The organism is Veillonella montpellierensis DSM 17217 (genome assembly GCF_000426745.1).
Classification (GTDB): Bacteria; Bacillota; Negativicutes; order Veillonellales; family Veillonellaceae; genus Veillonella; species Veillonella montpellierensis.
Window position 1 is genome coordinate 137,829 of the sequence record NZ_AUFY01000003.1, and the last position, 18,399, is coordinate 156,227.

The following is an 18,399-nucleotide window of genomic DNA, read 5'->3' on the forward strand; positions in this document are numbered from 1 at the left end:
TAGGTTGTCACCGCCTTTAATTACCTTCAAAAATTCCTCTAAAATAATGTCCTCTTGTACTTTTCGTATCTAACAGATCTTTCTTAGGAGGAAGTTTTCGTCCTTCTACAATATCCACATATGATTGCACAATGGATAATAAATTATCCCCTGTTTCTTGTCGTCCTTCAATTCGTAAAATAGAAATGCCTCGTTTTATTAATTCTGGTATATACGCACGCATATCTAATACATGTCCGTTCATGATATGCATACGACAATATGGATCTGTATATACAGGAAATAATTCACCTTTTCTATCTTTTAAATAATACCTCCCATGTAAACAAGGTTGCATGCATGTTTTCTTACTACTTGCCCCTAAAAAACTACCAATGACACAATATTCAGAAATCATCATTTCTATACGCCCATGAACAATCGTTTCAATAGGTATTTGAACATAATCTACTAGACTTGTAATTTGTTGTAATGTCATTTCTAAGGACGGCGTTATGGCTGTAACACCAATCGCTTCATAAAATGAAGCGGCTTCTCTATTAAAAATATTTAATCCTGTATCCGCTTCAATAGAGCCCGTATATTTCAAACTCTGTAATAACATTAATATACCCGGAGAATGAAAGCTAATCGCATCTGGTTGACTAGCAATAATATTAGCTAACATATGACATATCATCGGTATTTCATTTTCTTTAACAACCCTTGGTGTGCCCATTACAATGATGGCATCATGGTCATGACAATACTCAACTATATATTGATATATACTATCTTCATAAGGTCTACGATATAATCTTTCTCCACCAAATAGTATTTTTTTAGCCCCTCCCGCAATAGCAGCTTTAACCTGTTCAATTTCATCACATCGCACACTAATAATAGGCCTTTTTTTATGCCATAAAATTGGTTTTTCTACAGTTTTCCATAGTGGATACATATTATTCTCATAATCATAAACGTTTCTTCTTTCCTTATGACCTAGTCTTTTCTCCTCATACCGTAGCAACAAACTTTCCTCAAGTTTTGCAACTGCCTGTCTTCTTAACTCATTTAGCACACTAGCAGGCCACATATAATCGCCTTTAGGAATAGAAATAGAGGCTAATTGAAATACAGTATTGCCCAAACGTCCTAAATACGATTGTACTTGTTCTAATGATGTCGGTCTATGTGTAGCTATCGCTGGAGAAAATTCGTGAACTACTTCAACAGATACACCATCTTCTAATACATACGTTAAGGATGTACGATTATCATCTGTGATTTGTAAATACCCATATATAGGATATTTTCTAGAAAACTCACTAAGTCCTCTTTTTTTTCGTGATTTTGGTAGGGATACTGTATATATCTTACCAGCTATAGGTTTGTCATCAGGTACAATTGTATACCGCAACTCATCAATTTTTTGCCACGCATCCGTTAATTTGTAATGCCCTATATGACCAGACTCATTAATAATTTTTAACACAGTACCCTTTTCAATAGGTTCATCTAAATGAAGGTTAAGCCTCCCCTTATGTACCGTACTATGGCCTATTAATTTTCCTCGATGATTCGGTGCTACTGCGGTAATCATATCTTTACCTACACATCCATCTAAATAGGCTGTTGAAAAGCCACGATTAAATGCAGACTGTAGTGCATATTTATCCTCATTAGTCACACATCCTGTTGCATCTATGATATGTCGATACGCCCCTACTACTTTATGAACATATTCAGCCTGTTTCATACGCCCTTCGATCTTAAACGAGGCGACTCCCATTTGAATTAATTCTTCTATATGTTCACTATAATTTAAATCTTTAGGACTAAGTAGGTATGGTGTATGTTTTGGCGTTACGCATTGACCAGATTCATTGACTAGTTCATAGGGTAATCGGCATGGTTGTGCACAAGAACCACGATTACCACTACGTCCACCTATAAAACTACTCATCAAACATTGTCCAGAATAACACACGCACAGTGCTCCATGAATAAATACTTCAATTTCTGCCTTAGCACCTTCACAAATAATGCGAATATCTTCTAAACTTAACTCACGAGATAAAACAACACGACTAAATCCCATAGCTTCATAAAATTTAACAGTTGCCAAGTTGGTTGCTGTCAATTGTGTGCTGCAATGCAATTGAAGTGACGGTGCCACTTGTTTTGCCAACTTTGCTACCGCCATGTCTTGCACTATAATCGCATCAACGCCAATCCTTTCAAGTTCTTGTAAATAAGTAGACAATCCTTCCATTTCTTTATCGCCAATTAAAATATTGACTGTCACATGAACCTGTACACCCAATAGATGTGCTAATCGAACTGCTTCTGATAAATCTCCTGAATTAAAATTATCTGCATGAGACCGGGCGTTAAACTGCTTTCCACCTAAATAAATTGCATCTGCACCAGCCTCAAGAGCAGCTATAAAATTTTCCATCGTACCCGCTGGGGCTAATAATTCCATAGTTCCTCCACAAAGAAAGAGGGTTTACAAATGCAAACCCTCCCCTTTATCATTAACGTAATTTGCAGTTAATTTCTGCCAACTTCGCAATAATTGTATCAATAGTACTTTCAACATCACTATCATTTAATGTGTCTTCCATAGAGCGAAATTGTAGTGTATATGCTAAGCTACGAAATCCTTCTTCAATGTGCTCGCCTTCGTATACATCGAAAATATACGCCTTTTCTAAATAAGCCCCACCATTTTCACGAATTATTTTCAAAATATCTTCACTACTACTAGTAATAGGCGCGACAATCGCTAAATCACGACTAATACCTGGGAATTTACTAAACGGTTCATATCGTAATGTAGGTATATCTATCTGTAAAATGCCTTCTAAATCAATTTCAAATATATATGCCTTACTTTCCATATCAAAATTCTTAGCTACCTGTGGGTGTAATTCACCAAATCTAGCGATTTCTACATCATTAACATAGTATGAGGCACTAACGCCAGGATGCAAATATGCTTGTGAGCTACGTTTTACGATATAGTTAGTGATACCCATATCAGCTAATAATCCATCTACAACGCCTTTTATATCATAAAAATCTGTCATCCGTTGTGTAACACACCATTGTGGCTCCGTTACTTTCCCCATCATCAATCCACAAGCCATAGGTCGTTCATGAGGTAGTTCTTTCAAAGGTAATTCTTTAGGCTCATAAACATTACCGGTTTCAAATAGCCATAGATTTTTATTTTGTTGAGCCATATTGCGAGTAGCACATTCAAGCATAGCTGGTACTAGTGTTGTACGCATATATGGAAATTCTTCAGAAATAGGATTTAAAATAGGTATGGCTGTATAACGAGGATCATCTTCTTGCAATAATAAATGATGTAAACTATCTTTATGCATAAAACTGAAGGTCATTACTTGGCTCATTCCCACAGAGGATAAATAATGATTTACTTTCTTAGTCAATTCTTTTTTAGGACTCATAGACCCACTCGACAATGCAGCCCAAGGAGTAGTCGGTTTAATATTGTCATAATTAAAAATACGTGCTATTTCTTCGGCGATATCTGGCATAATAGCCACATCAGCACGCCAGGATGGAATCGTAGCTATAATAGTACTATCCTGTTTAGTAACTGTAAAGCATAAAGATTGTAAAATATCAATCATAGTAGATTCAGAAATATCTGTACCTAAATAATTATTAATCGCCTCAGCTGTAAAGTTTACTACGCGAGTTTCAACAGGACTTAGATTTACATCAATTCGACCGCTAGCAACTTTACAAGATGAACAAATTTCTTGTAATAATTGGCATGCCCGATCAATAGCTAATTCTGTATAAGAAGAATTAACCCCTCGTTCAAACCGTCCAGATGCTTCTGAATGCATACCTAAGGAACGTGATGTACGTCGAATCGAAGGACCATTAAATACCGCGGCTTCAAAAATAATAGACTTACTATTGCTGGTTACTTCTGAATCAAATCCTCCCATGACACCAGCCACACCTATAGGACGTTCTTCATCAGAAATAACTAACATAGATTCTGTAAGTTTACGGTCTGTTCCATCCAATGTTTGAATAACTTCTCCCTTTTGTGCATTACGAACAATTAAGTGATGTCCTTTTACAAAATCATAATCGTAAGCATGCATAGGTTGTCCTAATTCGAGCATAACATAGTTAGTAACATCTACTACATTATTAATAGGGCGAATACCACTATTACGCAAACGATTTTGCATCCATAATGGAGATGGTCCAACTTTTATATCTGTAACTAAGCGACTGATAAATCGAGTACATAATTCTTTATTTTCAATAGAAACTGATACTTTTCCATCAATAGGATCACCATTTTCCACGACAGAAATCGTAGGAAAGATTGCCTTTTCACCTGTCATGACAGCAATTTCTCTACTCAAACCTACCATAGAAAAACAGTCTGCACGATTGGCAGTTAATTCAAATTCATATACGATGTCATTTAACATCATCACATCTTTAATATCTTTCCCAATAGGAGTATCTGGCGGCAAAATATAAATACCATTGGATTCTTCTGGTAACACTAAATCAGGAGAGATTCCCAATTCATTTGTGGAGCACAACATACCATTTGACTCAATACCACGTAATTTTCCTTTTTTTATAACCACACCATTAGGAAGATGCGACTTATGATATGCCACTGGTACAATTTGTCCTACTTCTACATTCTTAGCACCCGTAACAATTTGCTTAATTTCAATATTTCCATTTTCATCTATACATTTTATTTGACAGATTTGCAACTTATCTGCATCAGGATGTTTTGTAATTTCAACAATTTGTCCTGTATAAACCTTTTCAATTCCTTTATTGACAGATATAACATTTTCTACAGGAATACCTGCCTGTGTCAATGTATCAGCCAATTCTTGTGCAGGGCATTTTAAATTAACTGGCACATATTCTTTCATCCAAGTTAAACTTGCATTCATCGTGTCTACCTCCTAGAACTGTTTTAAGAAACGTGTATCATCCTCGAAAAACAATCGTAAATCATTAATACCATATAACAACATAGCAATACGTTCTACGCCCATTCCAAAGGCAAACCCCTGAACTTTTTCTGGATCATAGCCATTTAATCGCAATACATTAGGATGCACCATACCGCATCCTAAAATTTCTAGCCATCCTGTATGAGAGCATACACGACAACCTTCACCACCACACATAACACAAGATATATCTACTTCAGCACTTGGCTCAGTGAATGGGAAAAAGCTTGTGCGAAACCGAATTTTAGTCTTTTCTCCAAACATATATTTCAAAAATAGCTCTAATGTGCCTTTTAAGTCAGAAAATTTAATATCTTTATCAATAAGCAATCCTTCAACTTGATGAAATACTGGTGAATGAGTAGCATCATAATCCCATCTATATACTTTTCCTGGCGCAATCATACGAATAGGTGCATTCGATGTATGAGCTTGCATAGTCCGTGCTTGTACAGGTGATGTATGTGTACGTAATAAAAAGTTATCCGTAATATAGAACGAATCTTGCATATCTCTCGCTGGATGATCTTTTGGTAAATTTAAACACTCAAAATTATAATAATCCTGTTCTATTTCTGGTCCTTCTTCTACAGTATATCCCATCTTCATAAAGAATTCTTCAATCATTTCATTAACGATCGTCAATGGATGCATATGACCCTTTTGAGGTGCACGCCCTGGTAGTGTAATATCAATTTGTTCCCGCGTTAATTTTTCTTTTAATTCCGCTGCATCAAATTTGTCTTGCAACGCACTAATAGCTTCTTCTAAAACTACACGAGCTTCATTCACCTTAGCACCTGCTGCAGGACGTTCTTCTTTAGATAATTTTCCTAGTCCTTTTAATAGTGCTGTTAATTCTCCTTTTTTCCCCAGAAACTTAACACGTATATCTTGCAGTTCTTGATTATTACTTGCTCCATGAATCGCAGATAATGCAGACTCTTTAATACTTTTTAATTGCTCTTCCATTAGAATCCTCCTATAAAAATAGACTTCACCCCATGCAAGGGGCGAAGTCTAAACTCGCGGTACCACCCTAATTAGTACTCAATATTCGTAACGAGAATAAAACGACCAACCTACTTATATATCATTCTATAGTGATAACTATATATTTTCAATTGATAGCTCCAAAAGGAAATGCACTCTATAAAAAGATGCAAAACTCTCAGCACTATTTTGCTCTCTGAAATCTTTTTTACTATAGAGGCTCATTTTATCATAGCCAAATTCATTATGCTATTAAACACTGATTACAGTATCATTCAATCAGTTCACAGTACATCAATTATACTGAATTTCACAAGAAAAGTCAAAATCAGACATTATATTTATACTATTTTGAATGACGTATTGAGTGCTGGTTATAAGTCAAAACCAGATACTATACTTTATACTTCATCTGGATTATCTTCTGCTATAACTTGCCATGGTAAATCAGGTAATGTAATTACATCGAGCACAAAAAATGTACCCTTAGACATGAATACTAATTCCCCTTCTTCATTATATACACGCCCAGTAGTAACCATAGTTGTTTTTCCATTATGTTCTACATTAGCCACTCCGCGGAGCAATGAACCACTCTTAACTGACTTTAAATAATTTCCACTAATCTCTAAGGTGCTAACTGCTTTACCTAAAGTAAAACAACTTGTCCCCATAAAACTATCAGCAAAACTAATACATACACCACCGTGTAAATCGCCTCGTAAATTAGCATGTCTTTCTATATGTGTTTGAAAAAACATTTCACAATGCCCTGGTAATACTTGATGAATCCATGCATCATTTGTCCACTCAAATGTATTACGCTTTCTAATATCTTCAAAGTAATCCACTAAATTGGTAATCATAGACTATCTCCTTTATCCATTCTTTATGTATGCCGTAATACATTATCAGATGCACATAATAGCTACAATGCTTATACAAAACAAGTGAAAAAGTTACATTCTTATATTAATACTAGAGTTCAAAAGATAAAAATACTCATTTGTAATACAAATTACTGGTGGCACATTATCAAAAATACCCACTTAATTATCTTGACTGATGGCAAGTATAGGGAAAAGCTAATGCTAACCTAGCATACGTGCTTTCATGTTAGTTACACTACAACTTCTGGTATCTTATAAATGAATACTATCTAATTTTCTTTACCTCTTAAGTGTTTTTCTCGTGTCTTTTGTTGATAATGAGCTACTTTATAGCTATGGCAAGTTTGTCTTTTTTCTCTCGTTTGACTCTTATCTCGATTAACAGATTGTATTATATTACTTGCTAGTTTCTTAGAATTATTATGTCTTTTTTTAAAGTAAATATTATTTTTTTGAAATTGGCCCTCAATTACACTTATAAGTTCTTTTGTGTGCCCATTAGTTGTATCTAATACAAAATCACATTTTTTATATACCGGTTTCCACCAATGAAGCATTGCCGTAACATAACCTGATACATCATCATAATTCATAGTAGGTCGTTTACCAATACGGCGATTTACTCGACTCACAATACGATATTGCGCAGCTCTAATACCAATAATATAAGAATATTTTTTTAAAAATCGTAATGTTTTCATTTCAATAGGAAAATTACCACCTACAGAAATGACGGCCTCATGATAGATAGACACTTGCTTTAAAATATCCGATTCTGCTTTACGAAAACCTTTTTCCCCCAACTTTCGATAAATATCGGCAATAGGAAACCCGTACCGTGCTTCTAGTACTCTATCAGTATCTACAAATTGCCAATGTAATTTTTCCGATAAATTTCTACCAAAATGACTTTTGCCACTACCCATAGAACCGATAAGTACAATATTTCTTTTTACCACATCTTTCATATCCATTCCCTTATCATATTCTAATAATCTTATTTTCTTATTGTACTATACTTTATCAATAAAATATACTACAAAAAGGTATACATCATTCATTGCTATTCATAGTGCATACCTTTTTATAGTATCTATATCCAGCTTATCTAAAATTCATCTTTCTTACAGTGGCACTAGCTACCTCTTCTATACACTTTATCAGTGACTATGTACATATGTGAGACTAACTCTATACATATAAAATTATCCTAATTGTACTGACTAGATTATATTATACGACGACCACATGAAATGTAATATGTAAATATCCTTGATTATACGTAAATTGTTGTGGTTTCACTCTGACAGTCATCAATTCTTTTTCAAGTACATCTACCAGTTCTAAATACTCACGCAATGTACCGATAATCTCGACATCCATATATTCCTTATGATCCTCTATCCGCACAACTTGTACATGATTAGTATCAATAATATCTCTAACACGTCCACATATACCTTCATAATCTTCTTTTTGACGTAATGCATTAACAATGAACTTTGCATCTTTGCTATTAAGTACCAGTTCTTTTATAGCCATAGCTTGTGTAATATTTTCATAGGATTCTATCATCTTATTCTTTAAAGTCTGAAAATAGAAAATACTATATACGCCACTAATTATTAGCAATACATATATAACAATAGTACTAAGAATTTTTTTCGTTTTTAGGTGATTTGCTCTCATATACGCACTGTAATGAAAATGTAATTCTTTCAGTTGACTTCGTATGGTTTTGCTTCCCATTCACTTGTACTCCCTTGATTTTATATTTAATATTATGAACGAACCGTTCATAATATTGACTATTCTGTGCTATGCCAGTAATTAAAATTCCCGTATCGGAAAATGTAATTTCTTGTAATACAATTCCTTCTGCTATGGAATCTGCTATATATAAGGGAATGCGACTCGTTTCTTTGTTTGTATTTGTCTCAGAAGATAAAGCTTGTAAACTATTTCGATAGCGTGTTTCTTTTTCTTGTTGTGCATAATAAGTATCACTATGAATACACAAGTCATAAGCCTTTTGAGCATTATTATATTGCAAGTAAGAATATATTCCTACACCTATTACTATTATTAAAATGAAAATAGATAGAATCATGCTCCCGAGAACAAAAGGATAGTACCGTTTTCTTAGTATTCTATAATATATTTCAATGGGCAATAAATTAATCATCCTTATATCTCCATAAATTATTGAGTAATATTCACATAAGAAAGTCCTCTCATACAGAGTCCTGCTGCACATTCCCATGCAAGATTTCCAGTTTTATATAACTCATACGCTCTATCAGATATTTCGATATCTACTGGCGTTATCGAACCATAAAGCTCTATAATACTATCACATAGTATAGCTTTCTCAGTAGCTAATTGTTCTTTCCCATATAGCTGTACTCCTTCTATAGTAGTATCTTCAAACATAGCTAATGTATCTTCTATCTCTTCTAACCGTTTCCAGATCACCTCTTCATCTATAGCCACTTCACATTCAGCAACACAGGCACCTTTCCACCATGCAAAAAAATGAATGGTATTAGTTTCCCCATTGATAATCCCTAACAACAATCCAGTTCTTTTTTCATATAGATACGTTAAAGGAGCTGGATAATAATCAACTATTCGAATGTATCCTCCCCCTTTTGTGACACCGCTAATCAATTCATTAGTATCGTTTTTATTGACAGCAACAATATATACATATGGTTTGTCATCTATTGTACGCAAGAAAAAATCGAATTCATAAGTGTTTCTATCCCAAGGTATATATTCATCAATATGCCACTCAAGCATAGAACGTACTTCTTCTTTTGTTTGTAATTTACTGAATTCTCCATGAATATACACTTGTGTTTTCCCTACAATAGCAATCTTTTCTTCTTCTAACGAATATCTATGAATCAGCGAGGAGATGTCCTCTCCGCTAGATTTAGAGCGAGACATAGTAATGGCATCTTCCATTCTACAAACACCTTTTATAATGCGCATAATTACGGCTGTTATAATGTTATCATCAATATAAATGCCTACATATTTTCCTTTCATATATTTCCTCCTTAATAGGGATATATTTGCTCTATAAAAATAGATTGACGATTCCTATCGATACCTAGTTCAATACGTTTTTGAGATGACAGTTGATATTTTTTATCTTCACAAGTAACAATGGCCGATATAGTATCTCTTTTATTTACTATATGATGAACCGTAAGTCTGTATTGACTACTATTTTCTAAGACATAAGAACTCCTTAATTTGCGCCAATTATCTTTGCAGTATAATAGAAACCATGTAACACCACCATCTACCTTGTATAAATTTTTAGTATACACTAATTCTTCTTGTACAGTCTGTTCCATCACTACCACTTGTCTATATGTTAATGACCAAACTAGAATAAGCCCCATGGCAATACATAACACCATATAAGAAATAAATCCATTTTTTTCTAATTTATGCTTCACCTATAATCAAATCCTTATGCTATTAGTACACAACAGGATAAAATCTTACATCGAATATATAGAACGTCCCTCTTTCATTGTTCTATCTACTATGTGCTATATCATATCACTATAGAATGTTATCCATAATTTTCATATACAACACAACTATTCATTCCTATTTAACACACTTCTAAACCAGTAATAATCTGGCAAAATAATTTCTTTTACAGAATACGTCCCCATAATATATAAATCAGCTTCATCATATGGATTTTTTCTTTGAATCTGCCAGCTTAACTGAATACCTTCATTATTTTTAGAAAACACAAATTCATTATTATTCTTTGTAACATACGTATTAGTGACTTCATTCGCAACAGCTGTTCCACTTATCGGTTGTAATACACCATTGCTCATAACTCGAGCTAATATCCAGCCATCTTTTTTAAATCTCCAATATCCTTTTTTACCAATAGAAACCATTGAATGGTCACTATCAACTACAGAAGGTTCATTAGAAAATCGTATACGATTACCAATAAATAATCGTGTATATCTGCCGTCTGCCATTGTCTCTAAAGAGGATTGTACTTGTTCGATATATTGTATACTGTGAGAAGCACAAAAGCAGATCACGCCTATGAGTAAAAAAGAAATAATAGCGGCCATAATAGTCGATGCCAATATAAATCCTTTTGTATTAGATGGTTCCCAAGAGAGTCGATAATTCATATACTTCTTGTTCATTTTTATATACACCAACTCGATAATTAACAACTCGTACTGTATTTACCATATCAGTTGATACAGTTCCTTGAATATAAAAATCTCTATATTCAACGCGATCCAACAAAGGTTTTTTATTATTTTTATAATACATCTTCCCTCGTTCTGTATAAGAAATAGCTGCTTGCAAATAAGTATCCTTACACTTGACTTCATATATATCATAAATAACGGTATAAGATAAAAAATATATAATTGGCAATACAATGCATATAACTGATATTGCTATAATACTGTCACTCATAATAAATCCTGAGGGATGATCTATTGGGTTATACTTAATATAAAATCCCCCTTCCACTAATCATAATAATTATCTTTCACATTATTATGTTTATTATCTAGAGAAATACATTTTAAATAAAAAAATATGACCATAAAGTAATAAACTGTTCCTATTCGTCTAGAATGTATGCCGTATTAAATCAATTAACTTACAGCAATAAGGCATATACTATAGTCATCCAACTCCAGTCATATCACACCGAATACGTCCAGTTTGTACAGCGATAATAACTTGAACTTTTTCTTTAGTTATCGTGTCTTCTAAAATAATACGAGTTAATTGGTCAGGTAATCCATTACCATTAAAAAATACCTCTCCTGTACCACCAATAATAACTATATGACTTGGTAATTCGACTCTGGTATTAGGAACTGCCTTTGAAGATGAACGATGTTCATAACTATGTGTTTTTATTAATACACTTCTTAGTGATTCATTAGTTATGCGCCCCATCATATTATTTAATTGTGCTTCTTTTAAAGAAAGTGCTAATTCTCTTGCATATGATTGTAGTGCATAGTGATTTGATGTATATCGTTGTAAGCTTGCCTGCCCTACAGATACAACTAGTAATAAAATAGTAATTGATATAATCCATTCTGCTCCAACGAATCCATTATATGAAGCTCTACTATATCGATGTATCTTATGTATCATCTTTTTATCTCTTTCTTTAGTGATAATGTATAGTATCTATACTATCGCCATATCCACACATACCATTCTTGCGGTATAACAAAAGATATACAACTACTAAGACAGATAAAAGGGCCAAATGGTATGTATGAATCACATTTTTTATTAGAAATATATAGAAATATGAGATAGAGGCTTCCTAATAAAAAAGAATTGATAACCATACATAGGCTGCCAATAGGTGATTGCCAACAAACTAAAGCCCCAAACCACTTGACATCACCTGTTCCCAACCCATTACGACTTATTTTTCTAAGCATATAGGTAGCTATCATAACTAACAATGATATTTCACAACATAACATCATATCTGCTTCATGAATGTAATGATATAATAAGCCACTAATTGCTAATAAGCATGCATATATATCAGGCAATATATAATATTGCTGATCGATGGTAGCACCTAGTAGTAACCCGCCTAAGAAAATAACTACTAAGAAAATGTCTATTGTCTGATGAAAGTGTTGCATACAAATCCATAATAATAGGCCTGCATTCAAAGAAATAATACTATGTAGTTTAATAACAGATACATTCCATGTTACAATATTCCATTCTTGTAATGTATAGATAACATACCATATACATAGATATGTCCAAATATAAATCCATATCATACCATCAGCCCTTATCATTTTTATTCTTGTTTAGTAACAACTATACTCTTAAATGAATTCCCATTCTTATTTTCTAAACTAATTGTATATTCCTTATCTTTTGTATCTTTTACGTGCTCTGTTAAATAGCCCTCTTTATATAATGTTTCTACAGTAGGAGGTGTTGTTACATTTTTATCTAGCAAATACAACTGTGTTGCATTTTTGATAACTTGCATGTCTGCTGTTTCTTTTGCTGTTCTAGCTTTGTCTGTGGCCGTCATAAATTGTGGCATAGCAATAGCTGCTAAAATAGCGATAATCGCAACAACAACCATTAATTCAACTAATGTAAATCCATTTTTTATCTGTCGCTGTATAGCCTCTTGATAATAGCGCAGTTGTCTATTATATCTTAAGATTTCATTCTCGAATTCTCCCATATATACCTCCTAATATTATTTCATCATAGATGTAATAGCATCAAACATAGGTAATAAAATAGTGATTACTAAAAATCCTACACTAATTCCCATACAACTTAACATAATAGGTTCTAATAATCGTTCCATTTTCTTAGTATATTGTTCTAATAGTGCCTGATAATAAGTACTACAATGACATAACATATCTACCGTTTCACCAGTTTCTTCCCCAATTTGAATGAGTTCATGAATAAAGGGCGTCCCTACGTAACAATCCTTCATAGCTAGGCCTAATGGTTTTCCATGCTTAACAGCATTAATCATGTCTTGGTGACATATTCTAGCATATTGATTTCTCCATAATTTAGTCGATAGTTCTAATGTTTCAATAAGAGAAATACCGCTCTGAATGAGTAACGACCAAACTTGTAAAATATTTATATAATATATGCAAGCTAGCCAATTATAGCGATTTGATTGTTTCCACAGCCATTTATGAACGTATAATTTTCCACCCCCTTTGTAATACCATATTCCCAATATAATCAATCCTAAACAATGAAGTAGTATAATTCTAACTATATGCTCACGAATCATATTTCCTGCCGTGAAAATAACTTGTGTCATAGCAGGAACATCCATATGCATAGTTTGAAATACACGCTGAAAGGAAGGTAAAATAAATACAATAGCAACACCAATAAAAATAATCATTAAACATAGTAAAAATGATGGATATGTTAAAGCACCTATTATTTTTTCCTTATAAATCTTTTCTTGTTCATAATAATTACGAATCAACAGAAGACTATCATCTAAAGAACCAGACGCTTCTCCAGCCTTTAATACCGCTATACCAACTGAAGGAAATCCTTGCTCATATAATGCATTAGCCAATGATTTACCTCTTTGAATAGATTCTGATAATCGAATATAGTTTATATTATCTGGATGTTGCTCACATAACAATACAATAATTCTTCTCAACGGAATACCAGCCTTCAACAACAGCGATAAACGATAGGAAAATTCTATAACATCCTTACGTCGCCATCTTGTCTCTTGTGATTTTGCAGTAGCACCATGAATAGATATAATTGTATATTCTTGCTCTTTTAACTTAATAGCTACCTCTTGTTGATTTTCTGCCCACATATGACCTTCTATAAAAGCATCTGAAGTATCAATACATGTATATTCATATAGTTTCATAACAATATCCTAGTAATGCTGTAAATTCAGATCTTGCTCCCCATGTTTTTTGCAATTCCTTAACTGCCATTTCCATTGTCTGCATTGGATAGGTCGTTTCTTGAATAGAACAAATTTGTGGCTCTTTACGTTGTCGTATTAAATTTGCAACAGCAGGTGTATTAATCAAAATATCACGAGCAGTAATAAATTTACCGTCAAAAATAAATAATCGTTGGCAAATAATAACTCGTAATACCTGTGATAGTTGATGTCGCATTTCTTCTTGTTGCTCTGATGAAAACATAGATAGCATCCTATTAATCGCCATAGTGGCTCGTTGTGTATGCATGGTTGCAAACACTAAATGTCCTGTTTCTGCTGCGTGCAGTGCTGCCGCTAAGGTTGAAGAATCACGTAATTCTCCTATCATAATAATATCAGGGTCTTCTCGTAGTGCATCTCTAACTCCCGTCGACATTGATTGTATATCTTTGCCTAGCTCTCGTTGATGAATCAATGAACATTTATTAGTAAATATATATTCAATAGGATCTTCCAACGTAACTATGTGACGATTCATATGTTCGTTTATATAAGACACACAAGATGCTAAAGTAAATGTTTTTCCTGAACTAGTCGGTCCTGTAATTAGTACAAGTCCATCTTTTGTAGTGCATATGGAGCGAAATAAATCTGCTTGCCTATCTCTTTCAAATCCAATGGTTCGATTATATAGTATGCGCAAGGTAGCACTCCAATGCCCATTGGATCTATATAAATGAACACGTATTCTAGTATTCTTATAGGTAAAGGCTGCATCATAGGATTGCTTTTCAATCAACTTAATACCACACTGACTAGCAATATCTAAAAAAATTTGATAACTCCCATGCATGTCATCCTGTTTAAGTAATTCATTGTCAATACGCATATAAATGGATTCTAATTCTCCTATATGAATATCTGTTGCACCTTTTTCCATTGCTTTTGATAAAACATCTATCAATGTGGAGGTCTGGCTAGATAAAGATTCCATGCCTTTTTACCTCCTCTTGTGTTGTCACTTTTCGCTCAACTAAAATTTTGGCACTCTCTGCTAATGATGTAATTAAATATTCTGGTATTGACTGTATCCAATGTGTCGTATCACTTGGTATGGATAATAATTCATATACACCTACTCGCCCCTGATAACTTTCTATAGTAGGTACGTATTTTCTCACTAATCGCTGAGCCATAGCACCAATTAAAGTAGCCTCAATCAAATAGGGGGCAACCCCCATATCAATTAACCGTTCCACTACTGCTTCTGATGAATTTGTATGAATTGTAGAAAACACTTTATGTCCCGTTAATGCCGCTTGAATGGCCAATGACGCAGTTTCTGTATCACGAATTTCCCCCACCATAATAATATCTGGATCTTGTCGTAACACAGCTCGCAAACCTGTAGCAAATGTAACGCCTACTTTTTCATTAATTTGAATTTGTCTAGCATGTTCAATATGTGCCTCTACCGGATCTTCTAAACAAATTAACTTATACATACTCAATTCAAGCCGCCGTAATAAAGCATATAATGTAGAAGTTTTTCCAGAACCAGTGGGCCCTGTAATTAGAAATAAACCATATGGGCGTTGTAATATTTTATCTATACAAGTGATTAACTCTGCGTCCATACCTAATTCTTCTAATGATTTGTAATTACACACATCTCCCATCAAACGACATACAACCGACTCACCATAAATTGTAGGCATGGTAGAAATTCGCATTTGAACAAATCTATCTGATTTCTTCCAATCCCAACGACCATCTTGCGGAATACGTTTTTCTCCTATATCAAGTCCACTTTCTACTTTAATACGATTAATAACTTGTTCTGCATATTCAGCTGCTATATTTTTATAAAGTGTTAACAACCCATCTACTCTAAATTGTACTAATACACCATTGACTACTGATTCAAAGTGTATATCGCTAGCCTTTTCTAATAATGCTGCTTCTATGATGCTATCTAATTCTAAATCGACGTAAAACACAAGCCCTCCTTTCTGCAACTTTTTTCTTTTACACCTGTCTTACCTGTTGCACCAATAAATTCGAGATTATTTTTTAAACTCCTGCCAAGGTATAAAAATTTTTTTATTTACATAAATAACCGTTCATACTGTGGTAATGCTATATATTTATTTTAAGTATATTTATTGACTATACGAACATATGACCTATATAATAAGTATATATAGCTATATTGGGTACAGTACATGAGCGCCCCATATTCTATGATGCATTTATTCCACACTCCATACCATTACGAAAGGATTTCCATGAGACACCCTGCTACCGATATTAATTCAAAACAAATAAAAATTTTAGAATATATAACTAATTGCTTACAAAACGAATATCGTTGTCCTACTGTGCGAGAGATTTGTGAATATATAGGATTAAGCTCTACATCTACAGTCCATTCCCATCTAAATGCCTTAGAACGTTTTGGATATATTAAACGCGATAAAAATAAAAATAGATCAATTTCTGTAATGCATATGCCTAAAACACAACCATCCGTAAATAACATAACCAACGAATGTACTACATCTGAGGAATTTGAGTTTATGGGATCTCACCTTCGTCAAATACCATTAGTTGGCACTGTACAAGCTGGTGCTCCTATTACGGCTATACAAAACATAGAAGATATGATTACCTTACCGATTCGATTAACAGGTAACTCTGATTGTTTCTTATTAAAAGTACAAGGAGAATCGATGATTCAAGCTGGTATTTTAGAAGGAGATTTGCTAATTGTGCGGCAACAAAATGTTGCTAATAATGGAGATATTGTAGTTGCTAGAATTGATGATGAAGCAACAGTCAAACGTTTCTTTAAGGAAAGTGACCATATTCGTCTACAACCAGAAAACGATGCTTTCTCCCCTATTATTACTCAAAACTGTGTCATTGAAGGACTCGTAATAGGCTTAGTTCGGGATTCTATATAATAATTCGCGCAAAATTAGTAAATAATTTTCAACGCATTACAAGCAACAATTTTAATAGATACACCTAGATGTACCTACTAACATAATAAATATCTGCATAAATAACAATCACCTACACGTATATATTTTATGAAAATACATGCGTGTAGGTGATTGTTTATTATTTTATTCATAGAATAATTGCCTAGCTTAATATGATTTCTAAATTTCTGTTAGCCAATCAACTCACTTATGATCGAGCATTGCTAAGATATATAAATAGGTCATACTATAAGCAAATTGTACTTATTAAAAAATATAAATTTTTGATAATATACAATTCCCAGTTATTCTTTTTGCTGTATCGGTTTTATCACTGGTATAAATTTTAGTAATGCTACTAACAAAAATGACAGAATCACTAAGAAGAGTATTGAATAGAATTTCAAAAAACTACAAAGAATTTTCAAAAATTAAAATTACGAGAAAAATATATATAAATATTTTATCGCACTATATATCCAATTTTATATATTGCATGAAAATCAAGACTGACACCATCAACATAGAGTGTAGAAAATATAAAATACGTCATTGTGAAAAGTGTATCCTAAAAAAAGATTATTTGTATATTAAAATGATTAATTTTTTGACTTATTCAAATCATAGTCACTATAGTTAGAAAATTTATTACTTACTAAAACTTCACCAATAAATTAGAGAGTTATATTAATTATTACAAGATTAAATTATAATCTCAAATCATAACCACCCGTAGAACGGGTGGTTTGCTCTGACCCTATAAGGGTCTTTCTCTAGTGGTAGCCCTCTAAAGAGGGCATTGAATGATCTGACAACCACTCTATTACCACTGGCTGCCCCCTACTCGGGGGCTTTTCTTTTGCCTATTTTACTGGCTCACCCGTAAACGGGTCTGTATACTCTTTAAAGTTTAATGTATCTTGTGCTATATCTTCTTGTAGTTGATTGCGAATATACTCTTTTATTGCTCCTTCATATCGCCCTACCGTATCCACATAATATCCTCTACACCAGAAATG

At 33.4% G+C, this 18,399-nt stretch carries 18 protein-coding genes and 1 pseudogene; 1 reads left to right on the forward strand and 18 read right to left on the reverse strand.

All coding sequences use genetic code 11. The features are described 5' to 3' along the window. Positions 1 to 16 precede the first annotated feature (16 nt). From K357_RS0102265 to K357_RS0102345, 17 genes are all read right to left on the reverse strand, one after another. Complete coding sequence (locus K357_RS0102265; protein WP_028257273.1) at positions 17 to 2,467, reverse strand: U32 family peptidase; 2,451 nt, start codon at positions 2,465 to 2,467, stop codon at positions 17 to 19. 52 nt (positions 2,468 to 2,519) lie between these two features. Next, positions 2,520 to 4,964, reverse strand: a complete 2,445-nt coding sequence (pheT, locus tag K357_RS0102270) for a phenylalanine--tRNA ligase subunit beta (RefSeq protein ID WP_028257274.1) — start codon at positions 4,962 to 4,964, stop codon at positions 2,520 to 2,522. Positions 4,965 to 4,976: 12 nt separating this feature from the next. Continuing rightward, a complete protein-coding gene (gene pheS, locus K357_RS0102275; protein ID WP_028257275.1) occupies positions 4,977 to 5,999 on the reverse strand; it encodes a phenylalanine--tRNA ligase subunit alpha in 1,023 nt (340 codons plus the stop codon). 422 nt (positions 6,000 to 6,421) lie between these two features. Continuing rightward, on the reverse strand, positions 6,422 to 6,886 hold the full coding sequence (locus tag K357_RS0102280; RefSeq protein WP_028257276.1) for a PaaI family thioesterase: 465 nt from the start codon (positions 6,884 to 6,886) through the stop codon (positions 6,422 to 6,424). 293 nt (positions 6,887 to 7,179) lie between these two features. Further along, positions 7,180 to 7,878, reverse strand: coding sequence for a shikimate kinase (locus K357_RS08570; protein WP_081658380.1), 699 nt, complete (start codon positions 7,876 to 7,878; stop codon positions 7,180 to 7,182). A 265-nt stretch (positions 7,879 to 8,143) separates the two neighbouring features. After that, positions 8,144 to 8,485: a hypothetical protein gene (locus tag K357_RS0102290; RefSeq protein WP_028257277.1), complete on the reverse strand. Its 342-nt coding sequence runs from the start codon at positions 8,483 to 8,485 to the stop codon at positions 8,144 to 8,146. A gap of 76 nt (positions 8,486 to 8,561) precedes the next feature. Continuing rightward, complete coding sequence (locus K357_RS0102295) at positions 8,562 to 8,930, reverse strand: hypothetical protein (protein ID WP_211218933.1); 369 nt, start codon at positions 8,928 to 8,930, stop codon at positions 8,562 to 8,564. A 182-nt stretch (positions 8,931 to 9,112) separates the two neighbouring features. Continuing rightward, positions 9,113 to 9,964: a hypothetical protein gene (locus K357_RS0102300; protein ID WP_028257279.1), complete on the reverse strand. Its 852-nt coding sequence runs from the start codon at positions 9,962 to 9,964 to the stop codon at positions 9,113 to 9,115. A gap of 11 nt (positions 9,965 to 9,975) precedes the next feature. Further along, complete coding sequence (locus K357_RS0102305; protein ID WP_028257280.1) at positions 9,976 to 10,383, reverse strand: hypothetical protein; 408 nt, start codon at positions 10,381 to 10,383, stop codon at positions 9,976 to 9,978. A 147-nt stretch (positions 10,384 to 10,530) separates the two neighbouring features. Further along, positions 10,531 to 11,112 (reverse strand): hypothetical protein, encoded by a 582-nt coding sequence (locus K357_RS0102310; protein WP_162138906.1) that lies wholly within the window; start codon positions 11,110 to 11,112, stop codon positions 10,531 to 10,533. Further along, positions 11,066 to 11,395, reverse strand: coding sequence for a hypothetical protein (locus K357_RS0102315; RefSeq protein WP_028257282.1), 330 nt, complete (start codon positions 11,393 to 11,395; stop codon positions 11,066 to 11,068). The genes K357_RS0102310 and K357_RS0102315 overlap by 47 nt, the downstream gene beginning before the upstream one ends. Positions 11,396 to 11,611: 216 nt before the next feature. After that, positions 11,612 to 12,094 (reverse strand): hypothetical protein, encoded by a 483-nt coding sequence (locus tag K357_RS0102320; RefSeq protein WP_028257283.1) that lies wholly within the window; start codon positions 12,092 to 12,094, stop codon positions 11,612 to 11,614. 41 nt (positions 12,095 to 12,135) lie between these two features. Next, positions 12,136 to 12,753 carry a prepilin peptidase gene (locus tag K357_RS09295; RefSeq protein WP_162138907.1) on the reverse strand — a complete coding sequence of 206 codons (618 nt, stop codon included), beginning with the start codon at positions 12,751 to 12,753 and terminating at the stop codon, positions 12,136 to 12,138. A 20-nt stretch (positions 12,754 to 12,773) separates the two neighbouring features. Next, positions 12,774 to 13,175 carry a prepilin-type N-terminal cleavage/methylation domain-containing protein gene (locus K357_RS0102330; RefSeq protein ID WP_038113396.1) on the reverse strand — a complete coding sequence of 134 codons (402 nt, stop codon included), beginning with the start codon at positions 13,173 to 13,175 and terminating at the stop codon, positions 12,774 to 12,776. Between the two features lie 15 nt (positions 13,176 to 13,190). After that, on the reverse strand, positions 13,191 to 14,369 hold the full coding sequence (locus K357_RS0102335) for a type II secretion system F family protein (protein WP_028257285.1): 1,179 nt from the start codon (positions 14,367 to 14,369) through the stop codon (positions 13,191 to 13,193). Then, positions 14,356 to 15,387, reverse strand: a complete 1,032-nt coding sequence (locus K357_RS0102340; protein ID WP_028257286.1) for a type IV pilus twitching motility protein PilT — start codon at positions 15,385 to 15,387, stop codon at positions 14,356 to 14,358. The genes K357_RS0102335 and K357_RS0102340 overlap by 14 nt, the downstream gene beginning before the upstream one ends. Then, positions 15,371 to 16,393, reverse strand: coding sequence for a GspE/PulE family protein (locus K357_RS0102345; protein ID WP_028257287.1), 1,023 nt, complete (start codon positions 16,391 to 16,393; stop codon positions 15,371 to 15,373). Before K357_RS0102345 ends, K357_RS0102340 begins: the two co-directional genes overlap by 17 nt. A gap of 288 nt (positions 16,394 to 16,681) precedes the next feature. On the opposite strand from K357_RS0102345, the gene lexA reads away from it, so the two are divergent. Then, the gene (gene lexA, locus K357_RS0102350; RefSeq protein ID WP_028257288.1) at positions 16,682 to 17,359 is read left to right on the forward strand and encodes a transcriptional repressor LexA; all 678 of its coding nucleotides are present in this window, start codon (positions 16,682 to 16,684) and stop codon (positions 17,357 to 17,359) included. An 884-nt stretch (positions 17,360 to 18,243) separates the two neighbouring features. On the opposite strand, the pseudogene K357_RS09470 reads toward lexA, so the two are convergent. After that, a pseudogene (locus K357_RS09470) lies at positions 18,244 to 18,399 on the reverse strand (IS200/IS605 family transposase); the annotation flags it as partial.

Bases quoted from the DNA above. Each gene is read 5' to 3' on its own strand.
- K357_RS0102265 (WP_028257273.1), bottom strand. From the start codon at position 2,467: ATGGAATTATTAGCCCCAGCGGGTACGATGGAAAATTTTATAGCTGCT.
- pheT (WP_028257274.1), bottom strand. From the start codon at position 4,964: ATGAATGCAAGTTTAACTTGGATGAAAGAATATGTGCCAGTTAATTTA.
- pheS (WP_028257275.1), bottom strand. From the start codon at position 5,999: ATGGAAGAGCAATTAAAAAGTATTAAAGAGTCTGCATTATCTGCGATT.
- K357_RS0102280 (WP_028257276.1), bottom strand. From the start codon at position 6,886: ATGATTACCAATTTAGTGGATTACTTTGAAGATATTAGAAAGCGTAAT.
- K357_RS08570 (WP_081658380.1), bottom strand. From the start codon at position 7,878: ATGAAAGATGTGGTAAAAAGAAATATTGTACTTATCGGTTCTATGGGT.
- K357_RS0102290 (WP_028257277.1), bottom strand. From the start codon at position 8,485: ATGATAGAATCCTATGAAAATATTACACAAGCTATGGCTATAAAAGAA.
- K357_RS0102300 (WP_028257279.1), bottom strand. From the start codon at position 9,964: ATGAAAGGAAAATATGTAGGCATTTATATTGATGATAACATTATAACA.
- K357_RS0102310 (WP_162138906.1), bottom strand. From the start codon at position 11,112: ATGAACAAGAAGTATATGAATTATCGACTCTCTTGGGAACCATCTAAT.
- K357_RS0102315 (WP_028257282.1), bottom strand. From the start codon at position 11,395: ATGAGTGACAGTATTATAGCAATATCAGTTATATGCATTGTATTGCCA.
- K357_RS0102320 (WP_028257283.1), bottom strand. From the start codon at position 12,094: ATGATACATAAGATACATCGATATAGTAGAGCTTCATATAATGGATTC.
- K357_RS09295 (WP_162138907.1), bottom strand. From the start codon at position 12,753: ATGATATGGATTTATATTTGGACATATCTATGTATATGGTATGTTATC.
- K357_RS0102330 (WP_038113396.1), bottom strand. From the start codon at position 13,175: ATGGGAGAATTCGAGAATGAAATCTTAAGATATAATAGACAACTGCGC.
- K357_RS0102335 (WP_028257285.1), bottom strand. From the start codon at position 14,369: ATGAAACTATATGAATATACATGTATTGATACTTCAGATGCTTTTATA.
- K357_RS0102340 (WP_028257286.1), bottom strand. From the start codon at position 15,387: ATGGAATCTTTATCTAGCCAGACCTCCACATTGATAGATGTTTTATCA.
- lexA (WP_028257288.1), top strand. From the start codon at position 16,682: ATGAGACACCCTGCTACCGATATTAATTCAAAACAAATAAAAATTTTA.